General features: G+C 59.5%; 19 protein-coding genes. 13 read left to right on the forward strand and 6 right to left on the reverse strand.

Annotated elements, in window-relative coordinates:
- Positions 1–253: 253 nt before the first annotated feature.
- Positions 254–919, forward strand: coding sequence for a J domain-containing protein (locus tag BSG20_RS12725; protein ID WP_072376025.1), 666 nt, complete (start codon positions 254–256; stop codon positions 917–919).
- A gap of 20 nt (positions 920–939) precedes the next feature.
- Here the strand turns inward: BSG20_RS12725 and BSG20_RS12730 are convergent, their stop codons facing one another.
- The 3 genes from BSG20_RS12730 to BSG20_RS12740 all read right to left on the reverse strand — a co-directional run bounded on the left by BSG20_RS12730 (position 940) and on the right by BSG20_RS12740 (position 3,308).
- Entirely contained in the window at positions 940–1,935 is a 996-nt protein-coding gene (locus BSG20_RS12730) for a Tim44 domain-containing protein (protein ID WP_072375727.1), read from the reverse strand.
- Positions 1,936–2,023: 88 nt separating this feature from the next.
- On the reverse strand, positions 2,024–2,482 hold the full coding sequence (locus BSG20_RS12735; protein WP_072375729.1) for a YbaK/EbsC family protein: 459 nt from the start codon (positions 2,480–2,482) through the stop codon (positions 2,024–2,026).
- 52 nt (positions 2,483–2,534) lie between these two features.
- Positions 2,535–3,308, reverse strand: a complete 774-nt coding sequence (locus BSG20_RS12740; protein ID WP_072376027.1) for a DeoR/GlpR family DNA-binding transcription regulator — start codon at positions 3,306–3,308, stop codon at positions 2,535–2,537.
- 538 nt (positions 3,309–3,846) lie between these two features.
- Between BSG20_RS12740 and BSG20_RS12750 the strand changes: the two genes are divergently transcribed.
- From BSG20_RS12750 to BSG20_RS12775, 6 genes are all read left to right on the forward strand, one after another.
- The gene (locus BSG20_RS12750) at positions 3,847–4,590 is read left to right on the forward strand and encodes a glycosyltransferase family 25 protein (protein WP_083539918.1); all 744 of its coding nucleotides are present in this window, start codon (positions 3,847–3,849) and stop codon (positions 4,588–4,590) included.
- Positions 4,587–5,957 (forward strand): O-antigen ligase family protein, encoded by a 1,371-nt coding sequence (locus BSG20_RS12755; protein ID WP_072375734.1) that lies wholly within the window; start codon positions 4,587–4,589, stop codon positions 5,955–5,957. The genes BSG20_RS12750 and BSG20_RS12755 overlap by 4 nt, the downstream gene beginning before the upstream one ends.
- Positions 5,958–5,962: 5 nt before the next feature.
- A complete protein-coding gene (locus tag BSG20_RS12760) occupies positions 5,963–7,888 on the forward strand; it encodes a polysaccharide biosynthesis protein (protein WP_072375735.1) in 1,926 nt (641 codons plus the stop codon).
- A 46-nt stretch (positions 7,889–7,934) separates the two neighbouring features.
- Positions 7,935–8,846 (forward strand): NAD-dependent epimerase/dehydratase family protein, encoded by a 912-nt coding sequence (locus BSG20_RS12765; RefSeq protein WP_072375736.1) that lies wholly within the window; start codon positions 7,935–7,937, stop codon positions 8,844–8,846.
- Between the two features lie 44 nt (positions 8,847–8,890).
- On the forward strand, positions 8,891–9,469 hold the full coding sequence (locus BSG20_RS12770; protein WP_072376029.1) for a sugar transferase: 579 nt from the start codon (positions 8,891–8,893) through the stop codon (positions 9,467–9,469).
- Positions 9,470–9,592: 123 nt separating this feature from the next.
- Entirely contained in the window at positions 9,593–10,030 is a 438-nt protein-coding gene (locus tag BSG20_RS12775) for a GFA family protein (protein WP_072375737.1), read from the forward strand.
- Between the two features lie 32 nt (positions 10,031–10,062).
- On the opposite strand, the gene BSG20_RS12780 is transcribed toward BSG20_RS12775, so the two are convergent.
- Both BSG20_RS12780 and BSG20_RS12785 read right to left on the reverse strand, forming a co-directional pair.
- Positions 10,063–11,121 carry an adenylate/guanylate cyclase domain-containing protein gene (locus BSG20_RS12780; RefSeq protein ID WP_072375738.1) on the reverse strand — a complete coding sequence of 353 codons (1,059 nt, stop codon included), beginning with the start codon at positions 11,119–11,121 and terminating at the stop codon, positions 10,063–10,065.
- Between the two features lie 85 nt (positions 11,122–11,206).
- Positions 11,207–11,653: an SRPBCC family protein gene (locus BSG20_RS12785; RefSeq protein ID WP_072375739.1), complete on the reverse strand. Its 447-nt coding sequence runs from the start codon at positions 11,651–11,653 to the stop codon at positions 11,207–11,209.
- 303 nt (positions 11,654–11,956) lie between these two features.
- Here BSG20_RS12785 and BSG20_RS12790 point away from each other — a divergent pair, with 303 nt between their 5' ends.
- The 5 genes from BSG20_RS12790 to BSG20_RS12810 are packed head-to-tail and all read left to right on the forward strand — an operon-like array spanning position 11,957 to position 16,996.
- Positions 11,957–12,784, forward strand: a complete 828-nt coding sequence (locus BSG20_RS12790; protein WP_072375741.1) for a metallophosphoesterase family protein — start codon at positions 11,957–11,959, stop codon at positions 12,782–12,784.
- Positions 12,781–13,950, forward strand: coding sequence for an ABC transporter ATP-binding protein (locus tag BSG20_RS12795; RefSeq protein WP_072375743.1), 1,170 nt, complete (start codon positions 12,781–12,783; stop codon positions 13,948–13,950). The genes BSG20_RS12790 and BSG20_RS12795 overlap by 4 nt, the downstream gene beginning before the upstream one ends.
- Positions 13,943–14,872 carry a carbohydrate ABC transporter permease gene (locus BSG20_RS12800; protein WP_072375745.1) on the forward strand — a complete coding sequence of 310 codons (930 nt, stop codon included), beginning with the start codon at positions 13,943–13,945 and terminating at the stop codon, positions 14,870–14,872. Before BSG20_RS12795 ends, BSG20_RS12800 begins: the two co-directional genes overlap by 8 nt.
- The gene (locus BSG20_RS12805; RefSeq protein ID WP_072375747.1) at positions 14,869–15,705 is read left to right on the forward strand and encodes a carbohydrate ABC transporter permease; all 837 of its coding nucleotides are present in this window, start codon (positions 14,869–14,871) and stop codon (positions 15,703–15,705) included. Before BSG20_RS12800 ends, BSG20_RS12805 begins: the two co-directional genes overlap by 4 nt.
- A gap of 25 nt (positions 15,706–15,730) precedes the next feature.
- Positions 15,731–16,996, forward strand: coding sequence for an ABC transporter substrate-binding protein (locus BSG20_RS12810; protein WP_072375749.1), 1,266 nt, complete (start codon positions 15,731–15,733; stop codon positions 16,994–16,996).
- Between the two features lie 57 nt (positions 16,997–17,053).
- Here BSG20_RS12810 and BSG20_RS12815 read toward each other — a convergent pair whose 3' ends face one another.
- Positions 17,054–18,031, reverse strand: a complete 978-nt coding sequence (locus tag BSG20_RS12815; RefSeq protein ID WP_072375751.1) for a substrate-binding domain-containing protein — start codon at positions 18,029–18,031, stop codon at positions 17,054–17,056.
- Positions 18,032–18,250: 219 nt separating this feature from the next.
- Between BSG20_RS12815 and BSG20_RS12820 the strand changes: the two genes are divergently transcribed.
- Complete coding sequence (locus BSG20_RS12820; RefSeq protein ID WP_072375753.1) at positions 18,251–19,381, forward strand: calcium:cation antiporter; 1,131 nt, start codon at positions 18,251–18,253, stop codon at positions 19,379–19,381.
- Positions 19,382–19,490: the final 109 nt, after the last annotated feature.

The raw sequence follows: 19,490 nt of genomic DNA on the forward strand, positions 1-19,490 counted from the left end.
TGACGGCGTCACCTCCGGGACGAGACACTAGCGGGGATAGTTGCGCTAATCTGATGCAATTGCCCGCATGTCCAAGGTTTTTGATATCTCGGAACGTCCTATCAAAATGCCTGGCCCAGTCCGCCATTCGCTCGTGCGACTTTGTTTATTCTTTTTGTCCAAACTCCGCCCCAGTGATGGTAGAAGAATTCCCCGATGGACGGAATGCCCTTCATGGGTGTCACGGCAATGTCCGAACAGCGACGGAGGGATGGTGACCAATCCTTATGAGATTCTCGGGGTCCGGCGAGATGCAACCGACGACCAGGTGAAGGCCGCGTATCGGCGTCGCGCCAAGACGACGCATCCGGACTCCGGCGGCGACCCGGATGCGTTCAGCCGTGTCCAGAAGGCCTACGAGCTTCTGTTGGATCCGGTCCGCCGAAAGGTGTTTGATGACACGGGCTATGATGTCGAGCTCGCCGATCCCATCGACTTGCAGGCCTTGATGGTGATCGAAAAGCTCGTCAATCAGCTAACCTTGGATGAGCGCGAGCCAGGCACATTTGATCCGCTCGCCCGCATGCGCTCCGACCTTTCGGAGGAAATGCGCAAGGCGCGTTTCAGCAAGCGCGAACTCGAGCGTCACGCCTCACGCATAGAGCATCATCTGGAACGGCTGGAAAAGCGACCGGCGACCGATATCCTCGGCTCCATGTTGCGCGCCCGTATCAAGGCAATTTCGGCGGCGATCGGCGAAACCGAGGCCAAGATCAAGGCCAACGAACGCGCATGCGAAATGCTCTACGATTATGCTTATGAAGTCGACGTTCACGAAGGCGAGGAAGGCCTCGCTGTCGAGGATCAGTCAGCGCCGGCCCTGCGCAACAAGCGGGACGATCGCCCGCTTTGGGTCGTCCCCGCCGCTCAAGAAGGTTGAAGGGCATTCGCCGCGTGGGTTTACGCGGCGCGCTGGTCGGTGCCTTGGATTGCGGCAAGCTTCCACTCGTCTGCGCCCCTGCGCACGAATGTCCAGACTTCCGTCGTTTCCGTTGGCCGACTGTTATCGCCGCTGACGAGTTTGCCGTTCGCCCGCTCGACGAGGGCGTCGATTGAGGAATAGCGCATGGCGAGTGTTGCGTAGTCCGCCCCATCTTCCCGCCAGGCTTCGGCAATATCGCCCTGCAGCAGCTTCACGTTCGACACGTCGTTGCGCACGCCGTTCGTCGCATTCTCCCCAAGTTCCTCGGCAAGATAGGACATGGCTTCGGGCGTCGTCAGGCGACGCAATGTGCCATAGTCTTCGGCCCCGTAGGCGGTCTGCACCTCGGTCAGCAGTTCCTCGAAGCGGTCAAGATCGCGCTTGCTCAAGCCGATCTCGTCATTCGGCTTTGTGTTTGCCTGCTGCTGCCCAAAACCTGCCGCCGACCCGATCGAGGGAATCTGAAACGGCGCGTTGCCGCTCGGGGCCATGTTACTGGCTCCCCCGTGGCTCGGACCGCCATAAGCCGGTTGACGGCGATTGGCAAAGAAGCGCATGGCAAAGGAAATCGCAATCGCAATCAGGGCGATCTGCAACAGCATGCCGAGGAATCCGAAGCCGCCGCCAAAACCGTGGCCGAGCAACATCCCAAGCAGTCCGCCAGCGATCAGGCCGCCGATCATCGACCTTCCAAAACCATTGAAGAGGCCGGGCCTTTGCGTACCGACAGGCTGCTGACCGGCGTACGGCGCGTTGGTTTGCGAGCGAGGCGTCATCGAACGCTCGATTGGGGCGGCCGGCGAAGGCGCGGTGCTCGTGACGGGCGGTGCCTGGAAAGTCCGCGTGCCACGGCTGCCGAACCCGGAGCTGCCGGCACGGCGCGCATCGGCCTCGCCGATCGAGGCAAATACGGTAGCGCCTGTCAAAACGGCAATTGCCGCAATCTTGGCAAAACGCGAAACGGCACGAGGCATCCAATCTCTCCTGTCATGACAACCAATGCATGTCAGGAACTTATATAGGGACTGCTTTGCCGGTTTGAAGCTTGAGGCGCACCGATCTTTATTGGCACACGTCGACCCAGGTCGCCCCTGTCAGTTCTGCCAAGCGCTCGGTCGATATGCGCACGGCCGAGTTGGTGGAACCGGCAGCCGGCACGACTTCATCAAATCGCCGCAGCGAAACATCGCAGTAGATCGGCAAAATCTTCGGTAATCCGAAGGGGCAGACACCACCAACAGGATGGCTGGTAACCTCCACGACCTCCTCGGGCCCAAGCATCCGGCCCTTGCCTCCGAAGGTATCCTTGAACTTCCTGTTGTCGAGGCGCGCCAGACCGCCGGCAACGACCAACATGGTTTCCTCACCGACACGCAGGCAGATCGTCTTGGCGATCTGAGCGGGATCGACCCCATGCGCCTCCGCAGCCAAGGCCACCGTCGAGGAACTTTCGGCGGTTTCGACAATTTCGATATCGGGAGCATGGGCGCTGAAAAACGCGCGAACGGTTTCTAGACTCATGGCCAAAAGCTAGCGCAGGACCCCGATCAAATGAACCCCAAATTATCAGTGTCTATGCAGGCGCCGACCCAGTCTCGATCAACTTCACGCTGTTTTCCTGACAGAGACGACGGATCGAAGGCGTAATGCATCGATCGGTGATGAAGGTATGCACTTGAGGAAGCTGCGCGATGCGTACCGGTGCAGTCCGCTCGAATTTTGTCGAATCAGCCACCAGGATGACATGCCGCGCGTTGGCGATGATTGCTTGCGCCACCTTCACTTCGCGAAAGTCATAGTCAAGCAGCGCGCCGTCCTCGTCGATAGCGGACGCGCCGATCACGGCATAGTCCACCTTGAACTGTCTGATGAAATCAACAGCCGCCTCGCCCACAATGCCGCCATCCGAACCACGCACCACGCCGCCGGCTATGACAACCTCAATGCTCGGAAGCAGCCGCAGTCTATTGGCAACGTTGATATTGTTGGTAATGACCATCAGCTCGCGATGGCTCGTCAGCGCTTCACCGACAGCCTCCGTCGTCGTGCCAATATTGATGAAAAGCGAGGCATTGTTCGGAATAAGGCCCGCCGCCGCGACGCCGATCGCCTGCTTTTCGGTCGCGGCGATCTGGCGTCTTGCCTCATACTTTACATTCTCGGTACCGCTTGGAAATGTCGCGCCGCCATGAACGCGCGTGAGAATCTGTCCATCGCAGAGGTCGTTCAGATCCTTGCGGATCGTTTGCGGTGTGACGGAGAAATGGGTCGCGAGTTCCTCGACGAAAACGCGGCCGTTCGACTTGGCCATGCCAACTATTTCCGTTTGGCGATCGCTCAGGAACATAGGTTCGGCCTCTTTCATTTACGTTTCGTTTCGCAACATGAGAATGCTTAACAGAGGCTTCAGCGGGCGCAAGAGCGATTGGCAGCACCAATGAGATGGCGAGAGACTGTCGATCTCGTCTGCTCTGGCGCTTCCGACGCGATGCGCGGCCGGCACCCGGCCCGTTCAAGCAAAAACCGGGGAGCGAAACCGCGAAATTGGTGGGAATTTGCCCATGCGATCCACATCGGGGTTGCAAAGACGCGCGAGTACGACGATAGGAGACATCGGGCTGCATTTGCGCTTGAGCTTACCACCGCAGGGTTCCTAACCGTGGCGCGCTTGCTGTGGTTCGAGCAATTGTCGCTGTCACAATTGTGGACATACACGCAGAAGCTGTTGTAGATAAGGATGGGCAGAAATATTATCTATTCAAGCCGTCGAAAGCGGCCCTCGACTTGCGGTTCCTATCATCTCCTGGGCGCGCAAGGGCCAAAAGAGTGCCACAAATGACGCGGATCAGATGCTCAAATTGAACACAGCAATAGGAACGAACCGTTTGCAACGTCTGATCGGTGCGTATGTGATCAATCTGGACAGCTCCTCAAAGCGATGGGCGGAAGTATCGTCGCAGGCGACCTTTGCCGGCATGCAGATCGACCGAATCCCTGGTGTCGATGGGAGCTCGATCCCCGCAGCGCAAAGATCTGGATTCAACGAAAAAGAGTTCTTGCGCCGGAATGGCCGGCAGATGCTGCCTGGCGAATATGGCTGCTACCGTGCTCACATGAGGGCCTTGGAAGCTTTCCTCTCAAGCGACTTTGAAAGCGCCATCATCATGGAAGACGACGTGGAGTTGCGTCAGGATTTCACGCTGAGGGCAGCTGCGATCTTAAAAGCGGTGCCTTCCGCCGAGGTGGTAAAATTGCTCAATCACAGGTCGAAGTGGTGCCGAACGGTGGCCATCTCGGAGTATGGAGATTCCATTGGGCGCTGTCTGCACGGTCCGCAAGGGTCCGCAGCTTGCTACCTGGTTACGCGCGAAGGCGCCCGTAAGCTGCTTGAAAGCGCGAGTAATATCGAATTTCCCTACGACATGACCCTTGAGCGCGGATGGAAGACAGGCGTTAACATCTATACCGTCCGGCAAAATATCGTCGAACTTTCCGAGCGCTCAGCTGTGAGCCAGATTGCCAACAGGGCTCAATACCGCGCCGTGAAGTTGCGAGGCGTTCGTAAAATCGGAACGCACTTTCTTCGCTTGATCGAGTATGCCCGCCGAATACGGTATGCACTATCATGACAATATCCACATCTAGCAGTCCGGTGAAGTCGGCAACCCTCGACGTCGTCATCGCCATCTTGTGGCTGGGAATGATGTCAGTGACGTTGATCGAAAGCGATTTCTATCGATACGCTGCCCTCCTGCTCATGGGCCTGGCCCTTATGCTTCGCAAGGCCCCTTTGCGGACGTCGTTGACCGACTGGTTGGCGATCTTATGCGTGGCCTGGGGTGCCGTGGCCTTGTTGAGATTTCTCTTCGGATTGATTGTCGACGGTGAAAGAGGCGCATCCGAGTGGCTCTACGCTTTTGCAATCTTTTTTCCTGCGATGGGCCTGGCGCTGCATACGAGCTGGCATCTGATCAAGCCGATTTTGCTGGCTTTCTTCTGCAGTGCGCTTGTCCTCCTGATCATCTCGACGCCGTTTTCGGCGATCGTGGCGGGTGAGCGGATGTCCCCTGCCTTCCATCATAATTCAATTCACGGATCCGTCGGCTGCGGCTTTATCTTCATCGGGGCCTTTTACTGGGCGCTGCATCAGTGGGAAATTGGAAGCTCGGCGCGCGCCAAGGCCGTTGTCTCAGCGATCGCCGTGATGGTGATCGGCCTGGCGATTTTCAATATTTATGGCGCCAAGTCCAAGGGCGTGTGGTTGGCGCTACTGCCAGCGCTTGGCCTGATGACTGCAGCGACGCTTTTCTACCTCAGGCGAAAGACTGTGCTCGCCGCCGCCATCAGCGGCCTTTTGCTTTTGTCGTGGGGCGTCTACGAGGTTCGTGACAACGTGGCGCACTTCGGTGCTGCCACGCTCAATTCTGTTGTGATGATCGTCGAGCGGCTGGATAGCGGCGTTTCGGTGGAACGCGTTATGCAGGACGCGATCGCCTCGTCGGACACGCCGATCTCGCTGGATGAACGGCTGCAGCTGTGGGCCAACGCAATCGACGTTATATCCGTTGCCCCGACCTTCGGTAGCGGCAATTCGTGGCTTACGATTTGGCAAACAACGCCTTACCGTGGTGTGACTTACACCCTGTTGCACAATGGCTACCTTGAGATCCTGGTCCGATATGGCTTTACCGGTCTCGCCATATTGGCGCTGATCGTCATTTCGGCCATCTATCGTATTTATCGGGCTTCCTCGGCAGGCGTGATCAGCAAGAGCGCTTTTGCTTGCTACCTGACCTTCGCGGTCTATTTTGCCGTCACGATCCTCAGCAATTCGAATAACCGGCTCGCCCTCGGCGAATCCTACGCCCTGCTATTTGCGGCCACCTGTTTTGCCTGTTCGATAAGGCTGCGTGCCGGTTCGATTGCCCAGCGCGGCAATGCCGCTCTGCGTGCCAGCGGTTCGTCCGACGCAATCCCAGCTCACCTGCGGGGATAGGGCCGATGCGGGCGGTTTCCGACAGATACGTTCAAAGCATTCTTGATCTGCCGAGGCCGACCAAACGGGCGTTGGCGGTGTTGGTTGATTCGTGCCTTTGCATTCTGACGATCTGGCTGGCCTTCTGCTTTCGCTTGAATGATTGGGTGACGCTGACGGGTATGCAGCTCGTAACAATTCCAGTGTCCCTTGTGATTGCGCTGCCGATCTTCATCACAATGGGTCTTTACCGGGCAATCTTCCGCTTCCTCGGCTGGTCGGCGTTCATCACGGTGATCAAAGCCATAACGATTTACGGCCTTGCGTTCATGGCGGTTTTTACTGCCATCAGCTTCCCGGGAATACCACGCACGATCGGCATTATGCAGCCGTTGTTGTTACTGCTGGCGATCGGCCTAAACCGCTTTATGGCAAGATATTTCCTGAGTGAGGCCTACAAGCGGATACTGCGGCAGAACACGCAGACAAACATGCTCATCTATGGTGCTGGATCCGGCGGCAGGCAGGTCGCCGGCGCGCTGAGCGGCAGTGCCGATTTCAAGGTCGTCGGCTATCTCGACGATGACAAAAACCTGCATGGGAGCCTCATTGGCGGCGTTGCGGTTTACGATCCGGAGAAAATCGTCGCATTGAGCGCGCGGCTGAACGTCCGCACGATCCTCTTGGCGCTTCCTAAAATTGATCGGTCGCGCCGGAACGAAATCCTGGAGCAGCTCAGGGGCGCGCGCGTTGCCGTTCGCACTGTCCCCGACCTGAACGCCCTTGCCGGCGGCCAGGCCGAGTTCACCGATCTGCAGGAACTGGATATTGAGGATCTGTTGGGTCGCACACCGGTTCAGCCGGATCAAGCGCTCTTGGAACGCAACATCCGCGGCCGCGTCGTGCTCGTGACAGGCGCGGCCGGATCAATCGGCAGCGAACTCTGCCGCGGACTGGCTCGGCTGAAGCCGGCTGCGTTGCTGATCCTCGACCAAAATGAATATGGGCTCTATGCCTTGGAGAACGAGCTTGCCGGCAACAACCCGGACGCCGGGCTCCAGATCGTGCCGCTGCTTGCAAACGTTTGCGACGAGCTTCGAATCCAGAAGATTATGGAGACTTGGCGACCAAACACCGTCTATCATGCGGCCGCCTACAAGCATGTACCGCTGGTCGAAAAGAACCCGGTCGAAGGGGTCAAAACGAACATCTTTGGCACTGTTGCGGTCGCGAGAGCAGCGATCGATACCGGCGCTGAAAGGTTCATATTGATCAGTACGGACAAAGCCGTCAGACCAACCAACGTCATGGGCGCCACCAAACGGCTCGCGGAAATGGCGCTTCAAGGGTTGGCGGCCGAAGGCGCCTCGACCATTCTCACGATGGTGCGGTTTGGCAACGTGTTGGGATCTTCCGGTTCGGTTGTTCCCTTGTTTCGCCAGCAAATTCGCCAGGGCGGCCCTATCACGTTGACGCATCCCGAGATCACGCGCTTCTTCATGACGGTGCCGGAAGCGACCGAGCTCGTCATTCAGGCCGGGTCCATGGCCAAAGGAGGCGATGTTTTCGTCCTCGACATGGGCGAGCCGGTCAAAATTATCGATCTGGCTCGGCGCATGGTGGAGCTATCCGGCTTGACCATCGAAGACGAACGAAATCCGTCAGGAGATATCAGTATTGTTACGACCGGCCTGCGGCCGGGAGAAAAGCTATACGAAGAACTGCTGATCGGCGACAATCCCGAGCCAACTGAACATCCCAAAATCATGCGTGCGCGGGAGCGGTTTATCGAGTGGGAGATACTGACGCCGAAACTTCGGCAATTGAGTTCCACTGCCGACGAGGGCGATGTCGAGGGGCTGCGCGGCATTCTGAGCGCACTCGTCCAGGACTATCATCCGTTCGACGGCGTGGTTGACCTCGTCTCCGTTCGGCAGGGAGCCAGCCAGTGACAGCCTATGTCGAGGCGTTCGTGCTGCCGTCTGTTGGGAGCCGAGCATGATACTCGTTACCGGCGCGACAGGCTTTGTCGGTCGAGATCTTCAGCACGCACTTCGCATCCGCGACTTTGCATTCAGGGAGGCCGGCCGCTCCGCTCAAGCGGGATGTATTGCCGTTGGCAACATCGATGGTGCGACGGATTGGAAAGCCGCGTTGGTTGGCATCGATGCCGTCATTCATCTTGCGGCGGCAAATCAGAATGTCATCGATGGATCAAACTCAGGACCCGCAGTTTTCCGGACGGTGAACACCGAAGGGACAATCAACGTTGCTCGGCAGGCGGCCGCCTATGGGGTCAAACGGTTCATATTTATCAGCACGATTAAGGTGAACGGCGAACGATCGGTCAGGGGCCGTCCATTCACGCCGCATGACCTCCCTCATCCGACGACCGAGTATGCCGTGTCAAAGCTTGAAGCAGAACAAGCTCTGATCGCATTGTCCAAGACAACGGGCATGGAGACCGTCATCATTCGCCCGCCGCTGGTCTATGGGCGCGGCGCTGGCGGCAGCTTCCGCGCTCTCACGCAGCTCGTTCGGAGCGGAATTCCGCTGCCCATGGCTTCAATCGACAATCGAAGGTCCATGGTCTACGTCGAAAATCTCACCGATCTCATTATGACCGCAGTATCTCATCCCGCCGCCCCTGGCCAGATACTGCTGGCAGGCGATGATGAGGCAGTCTCGACGCCCGAGCTGCTGCGGCGGCTGGCAGCTGCCATGGGGCGCCCGGCGCGATTGGTTCCCTGTCCTTGCGCCGTTCTGCGTATTCTTGGCCGGGCAACGGGCAAAGGAGAGCTCGTAAGCCGCCTGACCGATTGGCTGGAAGTGGACATATCTGATACGCGCGGGCTATTGGACTGGAATCCGCCCTTTGATATGCGAAACGCCTTGAAGCGCTCACTTTGAGAGCTTCTGGCGTCAACGTTTAATACAGGAACTTGAATCTTTCGATGCTCAACGGCTTTAACAGATCTTTGAAGCGACTGTTTGATATCTGCGCTGCGTGTCTCGGACTGATCGTTCTTGCGCCGGTCCTGGTTATCATCGTGGTCCTCGTGCGTCGATCGTCCCCTGGCGGCGCGCTGTTTCTTCAGGAGCGGGTCGGCCGGGCTGAAGTACCGTTTGTTTGCATCAAATTTCGCACGATGGCGGCAGGTTCTCCCAATGTCGGCTCTCATGATGCGGCTTTATCCTGGATCACGCCGCTCGGCCGAAAACTGCGGGCATACAAGCTCGACGAACTACCTCAACTCATCAACGTTTTGCGCGGAGAGATGAGCTTCGTTGGCCCTCGCCCGTGTCTTCCCACGCAGCATGACGTCATCGCTGCACGGCGCAAGCGCAAGGTATTTTCCGTGAGGCCTGGCATAACGGGGTTGGCTCAGCTTCAAGGAATTGACATGTCGACGCCCGATGCGCTCGCAGAAGTCGACGCCCGCTACATTCAAAAAGCTGGTTTTTGGCAAGACATAGTCCTCGTGATCAGCACTTTGGCCGGGCGGGGAACAGGAGATGCGGCCGCGAAGTAGGAGCTGGCTGGACAACATGAAAATGTCAAACGGACTGAGCAGCGAGCGCCGGGGCGTGCTTGGCTATACACGCCTCGGTTCATCTGCGTTAGAATGACGGGCAATCGTCGGGGGAGGATTTGCATGACCACAGGCGAAGCACAACGCGCCGTCCCCAAAATCACCCGCGGCTCCTGTCATTGCGGAGCGGTTCACTGGGAGTTTCGCGGCACCATTCCAGATGCCACGATCTGTAACTGCACGGTTTGCCGACGCTACGGCGTGCTATGGGCCTATGGCTACGATGGCCAAGGAATTCACGTCGAAGACGAAACCGACGCACTTGCCGCTTATATTTGCGGCTCGCGGAGCCTTTCCTTCAACTTCTGCCGTCGCTGCGGCAACCTCGTCACCTGGCGCGCGTTGCGGCCAAGTCGCAACGGGGAGACAAGAATCGCCGTCAACCTCCGTCTCGCCGAACCAGCTGAGGTGGCCGACGTTCGGCTGCAGCGCTTTGATGGTCTCCACAGTTTCGAGGATCTGCCGCCGGACGCGCGCACCGTCGCAGATGTCTGGTTCTAGGCAGGTGGCTACGGCTCATCGTCGCGGCAGTCTCAGTCGCCGGGCAGCGTAAAGACCTCGCAGGGCTCAGCAATCCCGCGCAACACGTGGCGGCCCACAGGAACCAGCGTGGCAGTTGTCTTTTCCGCGACCGCGCCGGAAAGCAACACGGTCAACCCCAGAGGCTTGCATAACCCTTCAAGCCGGCTGACCAAATTGACGGCCGGCCCGATCGCAGTGAAATCCAGCCGGTCGGCGGCGCCGATATTGCCCCAGAGAATCTCCCCGAAATGGAGTGCCACACCGAAGGGGAGTGGCGGCAACCCCTGGTCTTGGCGCACGGTATCGAGATGGGCCATGCCGGCACGGGCAGAAGCAACCGCGCGCAATGCCGCCTCGCATGCCTCGCCGGGCGTGCTGGTGTCGGGAAAGATTGCCAGTACCCCATCGCCCATGAACTTCAACACCTCACCGCCGAAAGCGTGGACCGCACCGGCGATGCGATCAAACCAGGCGTCGAGCGTGGCGATCATCACCGCAGGTTCCGTCGCCTCGGACAGCGCCGTGAAGTCGCGCAGATCCGCGCAAAGCAAAGCCGCCCGTATGGTTTCGCCGGTGCCGCGAGACAAAGCGCCGGCCAGCACGCGGGCGGCGCTTCGTCGGCCGAGATAGGCTTCGAGAAGCGCGGCCAACCCCGCCCTTGCCGCCAGCGCCACCAGGGATGGTGCCGCAAAACGTGCCGCCTCGTGCAGTTTGCCTGCCTCGGCTGCAGTAAACGCCCGCGTTCCGGCCCACCCCAGAACTGGGCTCTCCGTTGCCGAGCCCACCGTATCCTCCTGGACTGGTCCAAGGCCAGTCAACCATTCATGCCCGGCCGGATTGCATGAAACATCGGTGAAGCTTAAAGCCTCGATCACGGCTCCGGTTTCGGCCCGCCACAACCATGTGCGGCGGGCGATGATGGGGTGCGGTGCCGCCAGTGTCAGGGCGCCGCCTGCCAGCGGCAACCCGTCTGTCAGCAGCCTGCGGCCCAATTCGGCCAGAAACCACTCGAGGTCCGGCGATGCGCCCGCTTCGTCGACCAGCCATGCAAGGGAGGTGGGCAGATCCATGCCTAGATCATGCCATGTCGACTGAAAGCTGTCACTCGTGGTTCAATCTGCTCACCGCAGAGCCGACGGAACGGGAGAAAAACCATCAAACCCGACCGGACCAGGGATCCGGGCCCGGATCGCGCCCGGCCGCGTATTGCGCCAGTCTGCCGATATAATGCTCCCAGCCTTCCGCATGTCCGGCACACTGTTCGGCATTCGGCAATCCGGTATGGGTCAACCGCAACAGGGTTCCATCCGGCTTCTCGATGAGGTCTATCTCCACCAAGCTCGACCCGGGCGGTACAATCTCGCTCCCGTCCCAGCCAAAGCTGTAGGCGAGCCGGTGGACAGGCACAACCTCCCGGAAGGAGCCCCGGGCGAAGCGAGCGCCGGTAACGTTGACGAGGTAAAGGCCACCTGGCTGGGGCTCGACTTGTGCCTCAGTCCCCATCCAGCGCAGGATCTTTTCGGGATCGGTGAGCAAGGCAAAAACAGCAGAAGGCGGCGCCGAAATGTGGGTCTCGCGGTGGACGACAAGGGGCTCTTGCATCAACGTCTCCTCTGGCTGCTGCAATCTGATCCGCCGACGGGCTAATCGGCGCCTTTCGTGAATTCTCACCTGAAGGGAGATAGGCACGAGGGCTGCCGCAACAAGTACACCACTGCGCCCTGATTGCACCGCTGCGCACCAGTTCAATCCGGAACAGAACACCGTCATCTGCGTGACAGTTGTGCGACGAAAAAGAAACGGCGTTGGAAAACGGTGTTATGGGCCTGACACAGGCCAGCATTAAAGAGGCTGCAAAGAAGCGTGCCTCGTAGTCGGGCACGCTCCCGAACCAGAGAGCGGCCCGTGAAAATCATCCAGATCACCGACACCCATTTCAGCCCGGAGAAGGCGCATTTCAATGGCAACTGGGCGCCTCTTCTGAATTGGATCGAGGCAACGGATGCTGACCTCGTCATCCATACCGGCGACCTCACCGTCGACGGCGCCGACAAGGAAGGCGACATCACCTTCTGCATGGATCTGATGCGCCAGACGTCGATCCCGATGCTCATCGTGCCGGGCAATCACGATGTCGGCCACCTGCCAGGCTCGGATCAGCCGGTGAATGCAGAGCGTCTGCAGCGGTGGCGCGCGCTTGCCGGTGACGACCGCTGGATCGAAGACGCGAATGGCTGGCGCCTCGTCGGCCTCAACTCCCTGCTTCTCGGCCACGAGGACGATGAGGAGGAAGCGCAGTTTGAGTGGTTGCAGACCGTCTTTAACGAACGCAACAGTCGCCGTCTTGCGCTGTTTGCCCATAAGCCGCTTTTCGTTGACGAACCCCATGAAGGCGATACCGGCTACTGGTCCGTCCACCCGAGACAGCGCAGGCGGCTCTACGATCTGATTGCTGCCCACGAGGTACCGCTCTTTGCCAGTGGTCACCTCCACTGGGCCTGGCAGGGGCGCTTCGAAAACACCTCGCTTGTCTGGGGTCCGTCGGCTGCCTTCGTCATCGACAAGATGGAGCGTGCAATGCCGGGCGAACGTCTCGTCGGTGCTGTCATCCACACGCTCGGCGACGAGGTCACAAGCGAAATCGTCACCGTGCCGGGCATGACCGCGCATTTTCTCGATGACGTGGTGCACGAGGTCTACCCGAAAGCCGTAAAGAAGGAGATGGTTGAATGAGTGCCCTGTCCCTTCGCGGCATCCATAAATCGTTTGGCGGCAACCCGATCCTGAAGGGCGTCAGCCTCGATGCGGAGCCGGGCGAATTCATCGCGCTTGTCGGTCCATCCGGCTGCGGCAAAAGCACCTTGCTGCGCATTCTGGCTGGCCTCGAGACCGCCGATGGCGGCGAGATCAAAATTGCGAACAGGGACATCAGTACCCTCAAGGCGGCCGAGCGCAACATCGCGATGGTTTTCCAATCCTATGCGCTCTATCCGCATCTGACCGCCGCGCAGAATATCGCCGTGCCGCTCGTCATGCGCCGGCTGACGCGCGCCGAGCGCCTGCCCGTCATCGGGTCGCTGATACCCGGCCAGCGCAAGACGGTCGCCGACATCAAGCGGGATGTGCGCAGCATGGCGGCTTCATTGAAGATAGATCACCTTCTCGACCGCAAGCCGGGCCAGATGTCCGGCGGACAGCGCCAGCGCGTCGCCCTCGGCCGTGCCATGGTGCGCCAACCGGCAGTCTTTTTGATGGACGAACCGCTTTCCAATCTCGACGCCAACCTGCGTGTACATGCCCGTGGTGAGATCGTCGAACTGCATCGCCGCGCCGGGGTACCGACCCTTTACGTCACCCATGACCAAGCCGAAGCACTTTCCATGGCAGATCGGGTCGCCGTGATGATCGGCGGCGCGCTCCTCCAGCTGTCGCCACCGCGGGTCATCTATGACGATCCGCAGCATATTGAAGTCGCAAAGTTCATCGGCCAGCCGCGCATCAATCTTCTGCCTTCGCAGATCGAGGCGGATTCGACGGTGGCCGTCGGCGGCGTCCGCTCTGCACTCTCAAACCGCACTCTTTCGACCGGCGCGGCAGTGACGCTCGGCATTCGCCCGGAATTTGTCCGCATTGCGCGCGGCGGTGATGGCGGCCTGAAGGCCCGCATCGAGCGCGTGGAATTCCTCGGCTCCGAGATCATCGTCTATAGCCGTCTGGATGCGATCGGCGAAACCATGATCGCCAAGGTCTCGCCCGTCGAAGGCACCGGCCTTGCAGCCGGCATGCCGATCCGCCTGCATGTTGCCGGCGAGCATATTCTTGTGTTCGGCGCCGATGGGGCACGCCAACCTGTAATGCCGCAGACGACCAGCGTTGCGCGGGAGACTGCGCATGGCTGATATTGCCGCATCCTCAGGCGTCATCGGACGCACCCCGTCCAGGACGGCCGAGCGCCATGAAGCCAGGACGGCTTGGCTGCTGTGCCTGCCGGCGATCGTGCTCGTCTTCCTGTTCATCCTTCTGCCGGTTGCAGCAGTGATCGCGCTCGGCTTTTCCGATTTCGAGCTCGGCTATGCGGGCTTCAAGTTCGTCGGCTTCGAAAATTACGCAGAGCTCTTGACCGATCGCACCTTCCAGCGCTCGCTCTGGAATACGATGGTCTATACGGCGATCGTCACGCCGGTCTCGATTTTCATGGCGCTTGGCCTTGCCATGCTGATCGAAACCGAGGGTATCGGCCGCTCCTTTTTCAGGACCGCCTATTTCCTGCCCGTCGCCTCGCTCCTAGTCGCCATGGCGACGGTCTGGCAATATCTCTTCCATCCGACCATCGGGCCGGTCAACGCGATGCTGTCGCAAATCGGCATCCAGGGCCCGAACTGGCTCGGCGCGTCGAGCACCGTGCTCTATGGCCTGTCGATCATCGGCATCTGGCAGTCGGTGGGCTTCAACCTGGTGCTCTTCCTAGCAGGCCTCACTGCCATCCCCCGCGAACTCTATGCAGCAGCGGAAGTCGATGGCGCCCGCTCGGGCTGGGATCGCTTCCGTCTCGTCACCTGGCCCATGCTCGGCCCGACGACACTTTTCGTGACGACGATCAGCATCATCAACTCCGTCAAGGTCTTCGAAACGGTCAAGACGCTGACCGAGGGCGGCCCCAACAAGGCTTCCGAAGTGCTTCTTTTCACGATCTACCAGGAAGGCTTTGTCTATCTGCGCGTCGGCTATGCCTCGGCCATGACTGTCGTCTTCCTCGCCATTCTGGTCGTCCTGATGTTCCTGCAATACCGCATCCAGGACCGGCAGGTACACTACACATGAGCGCAAACACCCTCCTCCTCGCCCGGATCGTTCGGCTGTCGATCCTGAGCCTTGGCGCGCTCGTTTTCCTCGCACCCTATATTTTCATGGTCTCGACGGCGGGCAAGGCCCAGAGCGACATCTTCACGTCCTCGTTGTCGCTCGTCCCGCAGCAATGGTTTCACGTCCAGAACTTCACAAAGGCCTTGTCGCGCGTCTCGATGGGCAACCTGCTTTTCAATGGCGTGATTGTCTGCCTTCTGATCCTTGTCATCCAGGTAATAATCGCGGTCCCCTGTGCCTATGCCATGGCGAAGCTCAAATTCCGGGCGGCCCGCGCGATGATGGTGCTGGTCATGCTCGGCCTGCTGGTCCCCATCCATGCAACCGCGCTGCCGCTCTATGTCGCCTTCGACAAGGTGGGTGGCCTGAACAGCTATTTCGCGTTGGTTGCGCCCTTCACGATCTCGGTCTTCGGCATTTTCCTGTTCCTGCAGTTCTTCCGCTCCATCCCGGACGATCTGATCCACGCAGCCCGCCTTGACGGCATGACGGAGGTTGGCATCATCGCGCGCGTCATCGTGCCGAACGCCTGGCCAGCGATCACCGCCTTTGCGATCTTCTCGGTCGTGGCGCATTGGAACGACCTCTACTGGCCGCTGATCGTCATCTCGAACCAGGCCTACGCCACACCGCCGCTCGGCCTTCTCTATTTCCGCGCCGCGGAGGCCGGAGACGACTACGGCGCGCTGATGGCCGCCACTCTCATCATCACCTTCCCCCTCGTCGCCGCCTTCCTGCTGGCACAGAAACGCTTCGTCGAGGGCATCACCATGACCGGTCTCAAGGGCTGACCGGTCTTAAACCAGGAGCCATGCGATGAAGCATTTCACCCAGATCCTTGCCGCCGCCGCGATCGCCATGACGGTGTCGCTTCCGGCCCATGCCGAGACGACACTGACCGTGCATTATCCGATGCCGGGATTCTTCAAGGACGTGATGGACACGATCTCGAAGAAGTTCATGGAGGAAAACCCCGACATCAAGATCCAGTTTGCCAACCCGTCGGCGACCTACGAGGAAGGCATCCAGACGATCATGCGCCAGGTCGGCACGCCGGAGATGCCGGACCTGACCTTCATCGGCCTCAACCGCCTGCGCATGGCCAATGAGCGCGACATCCCGGTCGACATGGGCCCGCTGATCGCCAAGGACAAAAGCATGGCGGAACAGGGCTTCTCCGACACAATCCTGAAGCTCGCCCAGGTGAACGGCAAGCAGGTCGGCCTCGCCTTCGCGACCTCAAACCCGATCATGTATTACAATGCCGACCTGGTGAAGGCCGCAGGCGGCAACCCGGACAACCCGCCGAAGAGCTGGGACGAGGTCATCGAACTTGGCGCAAAGATCAAGGCGCTTGGCAACAGCGTCGACTCCATCGACTTCCGCTGGCAGGGCGACGATTGGATGTTCTCCGCGCTGCTGTTCGGCGCCGGCGGCAAGATGCTGAGCGAAGACGAAAGCAGCGTTGCCTTCAACGGTCTGGAAGGCCAGAAGGCGATGACCATTATCGACCGCATGGTCAAGGAAGCCGGCATGCCTGTCTTCACCAAGGCCGCCGGCGAGCAGGCCTTTGTTGCCGGCAAGGTCGGCTTTGCCTTCCAGACGACCGGCGCGTTGCGCAACACGATCAAGAATGTCGGCGGCAAGTTCGACCTTCGCACGGCCGAAATCCCGCTGATCGATCCGGTTAAGGGCAAGCTGCCAACTGGCGGCAACGCGGTCGTCATCCTGACGCATGACGCCGCCAAGCGGGATGCCGCCTGGAAATTCGCCAAATTTGCCGCCGGCCCTTATGGCGCCTCAGTCGTCGTGCCCGGCACCGGCTATGTGCCGAACAACGAGCTGGCCGCGAAATCTCCGGAATATCTCGGCGACTTCTACAAACAGAACCCGCTCTTCCAGGCTGGCCTGAAGCAAATGCCGCGCATGATCCCGTGGTACGCATTCCCAGGCGCAAATGGTGTTCGCGTCACGCAGACGATCGTCGACAATACCTCGCGTGTCGTCGACCAGTCCGCAACGCCGCACGAAGCGCTGGACGACGCTGCTGATGAAGTAAAGCGTCTGCTGCCACGCAGCTGATCGTCAAGCTTAATGAGGACGACAACCACCGCTCCCGTGGAGCGGTGGTTTTGCTTTTCAGATCGCGCGAACTGTTCCGCCACGCCGCAAGCAATAGTCGATATCGAAATGCCGGGCAGGTGCAGCGTTTTCGGCCATATCCAGGAGCAACGAGGCCGCAGTTGTCCCCATGCTGGCGTCCGGCATTTCCATTGTCGTCAGCGACGGATCCATCATCTGGCCGATCGCGATGCCGTCGAAGCCGATCACCGACACGTCGCGGGGCACGCAAAGTCCCTCGCGCCGCAAGGCTCCGATCACCGCGAAAGCCAGAAGATCGTTGGAGGCAATGATTGCGGTTGGCGAAAACCTAGCCAATACGGCGCTCAAATCGAGTTGGTCATAGCCGCCAACGAACGGAATCTGTACGGGATCCAACGCTGCGATGCCGTCCTCCAGCATCGCCTGCCGATAACCGTCATGCCGCAACCGCGCCCGATCGGAAGCGGTAAAGGTGCCGGAAACAAACAGGATCGCTTTGTGGCCAAGTGCGGTCAGCATTTTCGTTGCTTCGTATCCCGCCCCGAAGTTGTCGACGGTGACGGCGGCGGGAAACATCTCCGTCGGAAGGTTGCCGAGGAGGACGGTCGGCGGCATCGATGACGGCAGGTTTCTGGTGTTCAATGGATCGCACAAAGTCAGGATCAGTCCCGTCGGCCTGTCGTTCAACAACGCCTGTATGGCATCCGCTTCGCGCGCGGGCTCATAGTGTGATTGCGCAATCAGTACCCCGTGACCTCCAACCAGCATCCTGTTCTCGATACCGGACAAGGACGAGGCGAAGACGGGGTTCGTGATGCTTGGAATCAGAACCCCGATTACGGGACGTCTGCCAACCTTGCCGCCTGCCACTGTCGATCGGTAGCCGAGCTCGGCGGCAGCGCGCCGAACGCGCCGGCTCATCGCATCGCTGACGGAACCATTGAGACTAAGGGCCCGGCTTGCCGTCGCAAGCGAACAACCAGCTCTTTGCGCCACTTGTTGCAAGGTCGTCATGCGCACTTCCCCAATCATCGAACCTGCCACCAACACTTGGGCCCTATTTCGACTTTTGAGATGAAGGTTTTATGTCAGCGGGAAACGGTTGCGCACCATCAGCGGCAATCAAGGCAACCGGTGGCCGCATCAACCCAGTGAAGTCGGCTTGAGTGATGGGAGTGGACGGATGGGCCGGGTTGTGGCGTATTCTTCGAAACGACTATGAGGACCTGCAGAATGAACGCGGAAGTAGTCACGCCGCGACGCCCCAGGTTGGCGCTGATACGCCGGGAATGGCTGCTTGCGGTCAGCATTGCGACGAGCGTCGTGTTCCTCTTTTTCGGTGAAGTTCTCTTCGAGTTGCTTGCCAATCCGATATGGCTGGCAGTTATCTTCATCTGGCTGTTTTCAGTCGTGCTTGGTTCTGCATTATCAGTCGTGCGCCACGCCGATCGTCTTGCGGAACAACTGGGAGAGCCTTATGGGACGCTTATCCTCACGCTTGCCATTACGTCGATCGAGGTGATGGCCATTACGGCTGTCATGCGGCACGGCGAAAGCAACCCGACGCTGGTGCGTGACACGCTTTTTGCCGTCGTGATGATCATCCTCAATGGCATGGTTGGCCTGTCCTTGCTAATCGGAGGCTGGCGGCGGCATGAGCAGCACCACAATCTGCAGGGCGCCAACGCCTATCTGGGCGTTATCGTGCCTCTGGCGACCCTCAGCATGATCATGCCGAATTTTACCCATCCGACAAATGGACCGCCCTATTCCACCGTCCAACAAACGGTTCTTGCCTTCATTTCCGTTGGGCTCTACGGCGTGTTCCTGACCCTGCAGACCGGTCGCCATAGAGGCTTCTTCATCGATGATGCCGGTGAGGCGGCGTTGGGGCATAGCAGAACCATAGAAGGATCTCTGTGGCCGCCCGTTATTCTGTTGGTTGCTTACATGGCTCTCGTCGTTATCCTGGTCGAACAGCTGGCCGCGCCAATCGATTATTTTATCGAGACACTTCGTGCTCCCACAGCACTGGGCGGCGTCGTCATGGCTGTCCTCGTCGCAACACCGGAGGCAATCAGCGCCGTGCGAGCCTCGGTCGCCAATCATCTGCAGCGGTCGGTCAACATTTTCCTGGGATCAGTTCTATCGACAATTGGACTGACCGTACCTGCAATGCTGGTCATCAGTCACCTCACTGGCCATCCCGTCGTGCTGGGCCTAGAGCGCACCGATGCCGTGATGCTCATTCTGACGCTGGCCCTCAGCATCATCACATTTGCGAGTGGTCGCACGCACCTCATGCAAGGCGCCGTGCACCTCGTTCTCTTCGTCGCCTACTTCCTGCTGATATTCGAAGTTTGAGGCGCCATTGCCTGCTCATGATCCGTCGGCACCACAGCACGATCAGCATTGCCCTTCGCGATCAATGCTGATCGCGAATCGAGCTGCAGCATCATTTGAGCGGTGGGCA

It is taken from the genome of Rhizobium tibeticum (assembly GCF_900110205.1).
GTDB lineage: Bacteria > Pseudomonadota > Alphaproteobacteria > Rhizobiales > Rhizobiaceae > Rhizobium > Rhizobium tibeticum.

Bases quoted from the DNA above. Each gene is read 5' to 3' on its own strand.
- BSG20_RS12735 (WP_072375729.1), bottom strand. From the start codon at position 2,482: ATGAGTCTAGAAACCGTTCGCGCGTTTTTCAGCGCCCATGCTCCCGAT.
- BSG20_RS12805 (WP_072375747.1), top strand. From the start codon at position 14,869: ATGAGCGCAAACACCCTCCTCCTCGCCCGGATCGTTCGGCTGTCGATC.
- BSG20_RS12740 (WP_072376027.1), bottom strand. From the start codon at position 3,308: ATGTTCCTGAGCGATCGCCAAACGGAAATAGTTGGCATGGCCAAGTCG.
- BSG20_RS12785 (WP_072375739.1), bottom strand. From the start codon at position 11,653: ATGCAAGAGCCCCTTGTCGTCCACCGCGAGACCCACATTTCGGCGCCG.
- BSG20_RS12815 (WP_072375751.1), bottom strand. From the start codon at position 18,031: ATGACGACCTTGCAACAAGTGGCGCAAAGAGCTGGTTGTTCGCTTGCG.
- BSG20_RS12810 (WP_072375749.1), top strand. From the start codon at position 15,731: ATGAAGCATTTCACCCAGATCCTTGCCGCCGCCGCGATCGCCATGACG.
- BSG20_RS12795 (WP_072375743.1), top strand. From the start codon at position 12,781: ATGAGTGCCCTGTCCCTTCGCGGCATCCATAAATCGTTTGGCGGCAAC.
- BSG20_RS12770 (WP_072376029.1), top strand. From the start codon at position 8,891: ATGCTCAACGGCTTTAACAGATCTTTGAAGCGACTGTTTGATATCTGC.
- BSG20_RS12755 (WP_072375734.1), top strand. From the start codon at position 4,587: ATGACAATATCCACATCTAGCAGTCCGGTGAAGTCGGCAACCCTCGAC.
- BSG20_RS12765 (WP_072375736.1), top strand. From the start codon at position 7,935: ATGATACTCGTTACCGGCGCGACAGGCTTTGTCGGTCGAGATCTTCAG.
- BSG20_RS12760 (WP_072375735.1), top strand. From the start codon at position 5,963: ATGCGGGCGGTTTCCGACAGATACGTTCAAAGCATTCTTGATCTGCCG.
- BSG20_RS12820 (WP_072375753.1), top strand. From the start codon at position 18,251: ATGAACGCGGAAGTAGTCACGCCGCGACGCCCCAGGTTGGCGCTGATA.
- BSG20_RS12775 (WP_072375737.1), top strand. From the start codon at position 9,593: ATGACCACAGGCGAAGCACAACGCGCCGTCCCCAAAATCACCCGCGGC.
- BSG20_RS12780 (WP_072375738.1), bottom strand. From the start codon at position 11,121: ATGGATCTGCCCACCTCCCTTGCATGGCTGGTCGACGAAGCGGGCGCA.
- BSG20_RS12730 (WP_072375727.1), bottom strand. From the start codon at position 1,935: ATGCCTCGTGCCGTTTCGCGTTTTGCCAAGATTGCGGCAATTGCCGTT.
- BSG20_RS12800 (WP_072375745.1), top strand. From the start codon at position 13,943: ATGGCTGATATTGCCGCATCCTCAGGCGTCATCGGACGCACCCCGTCC.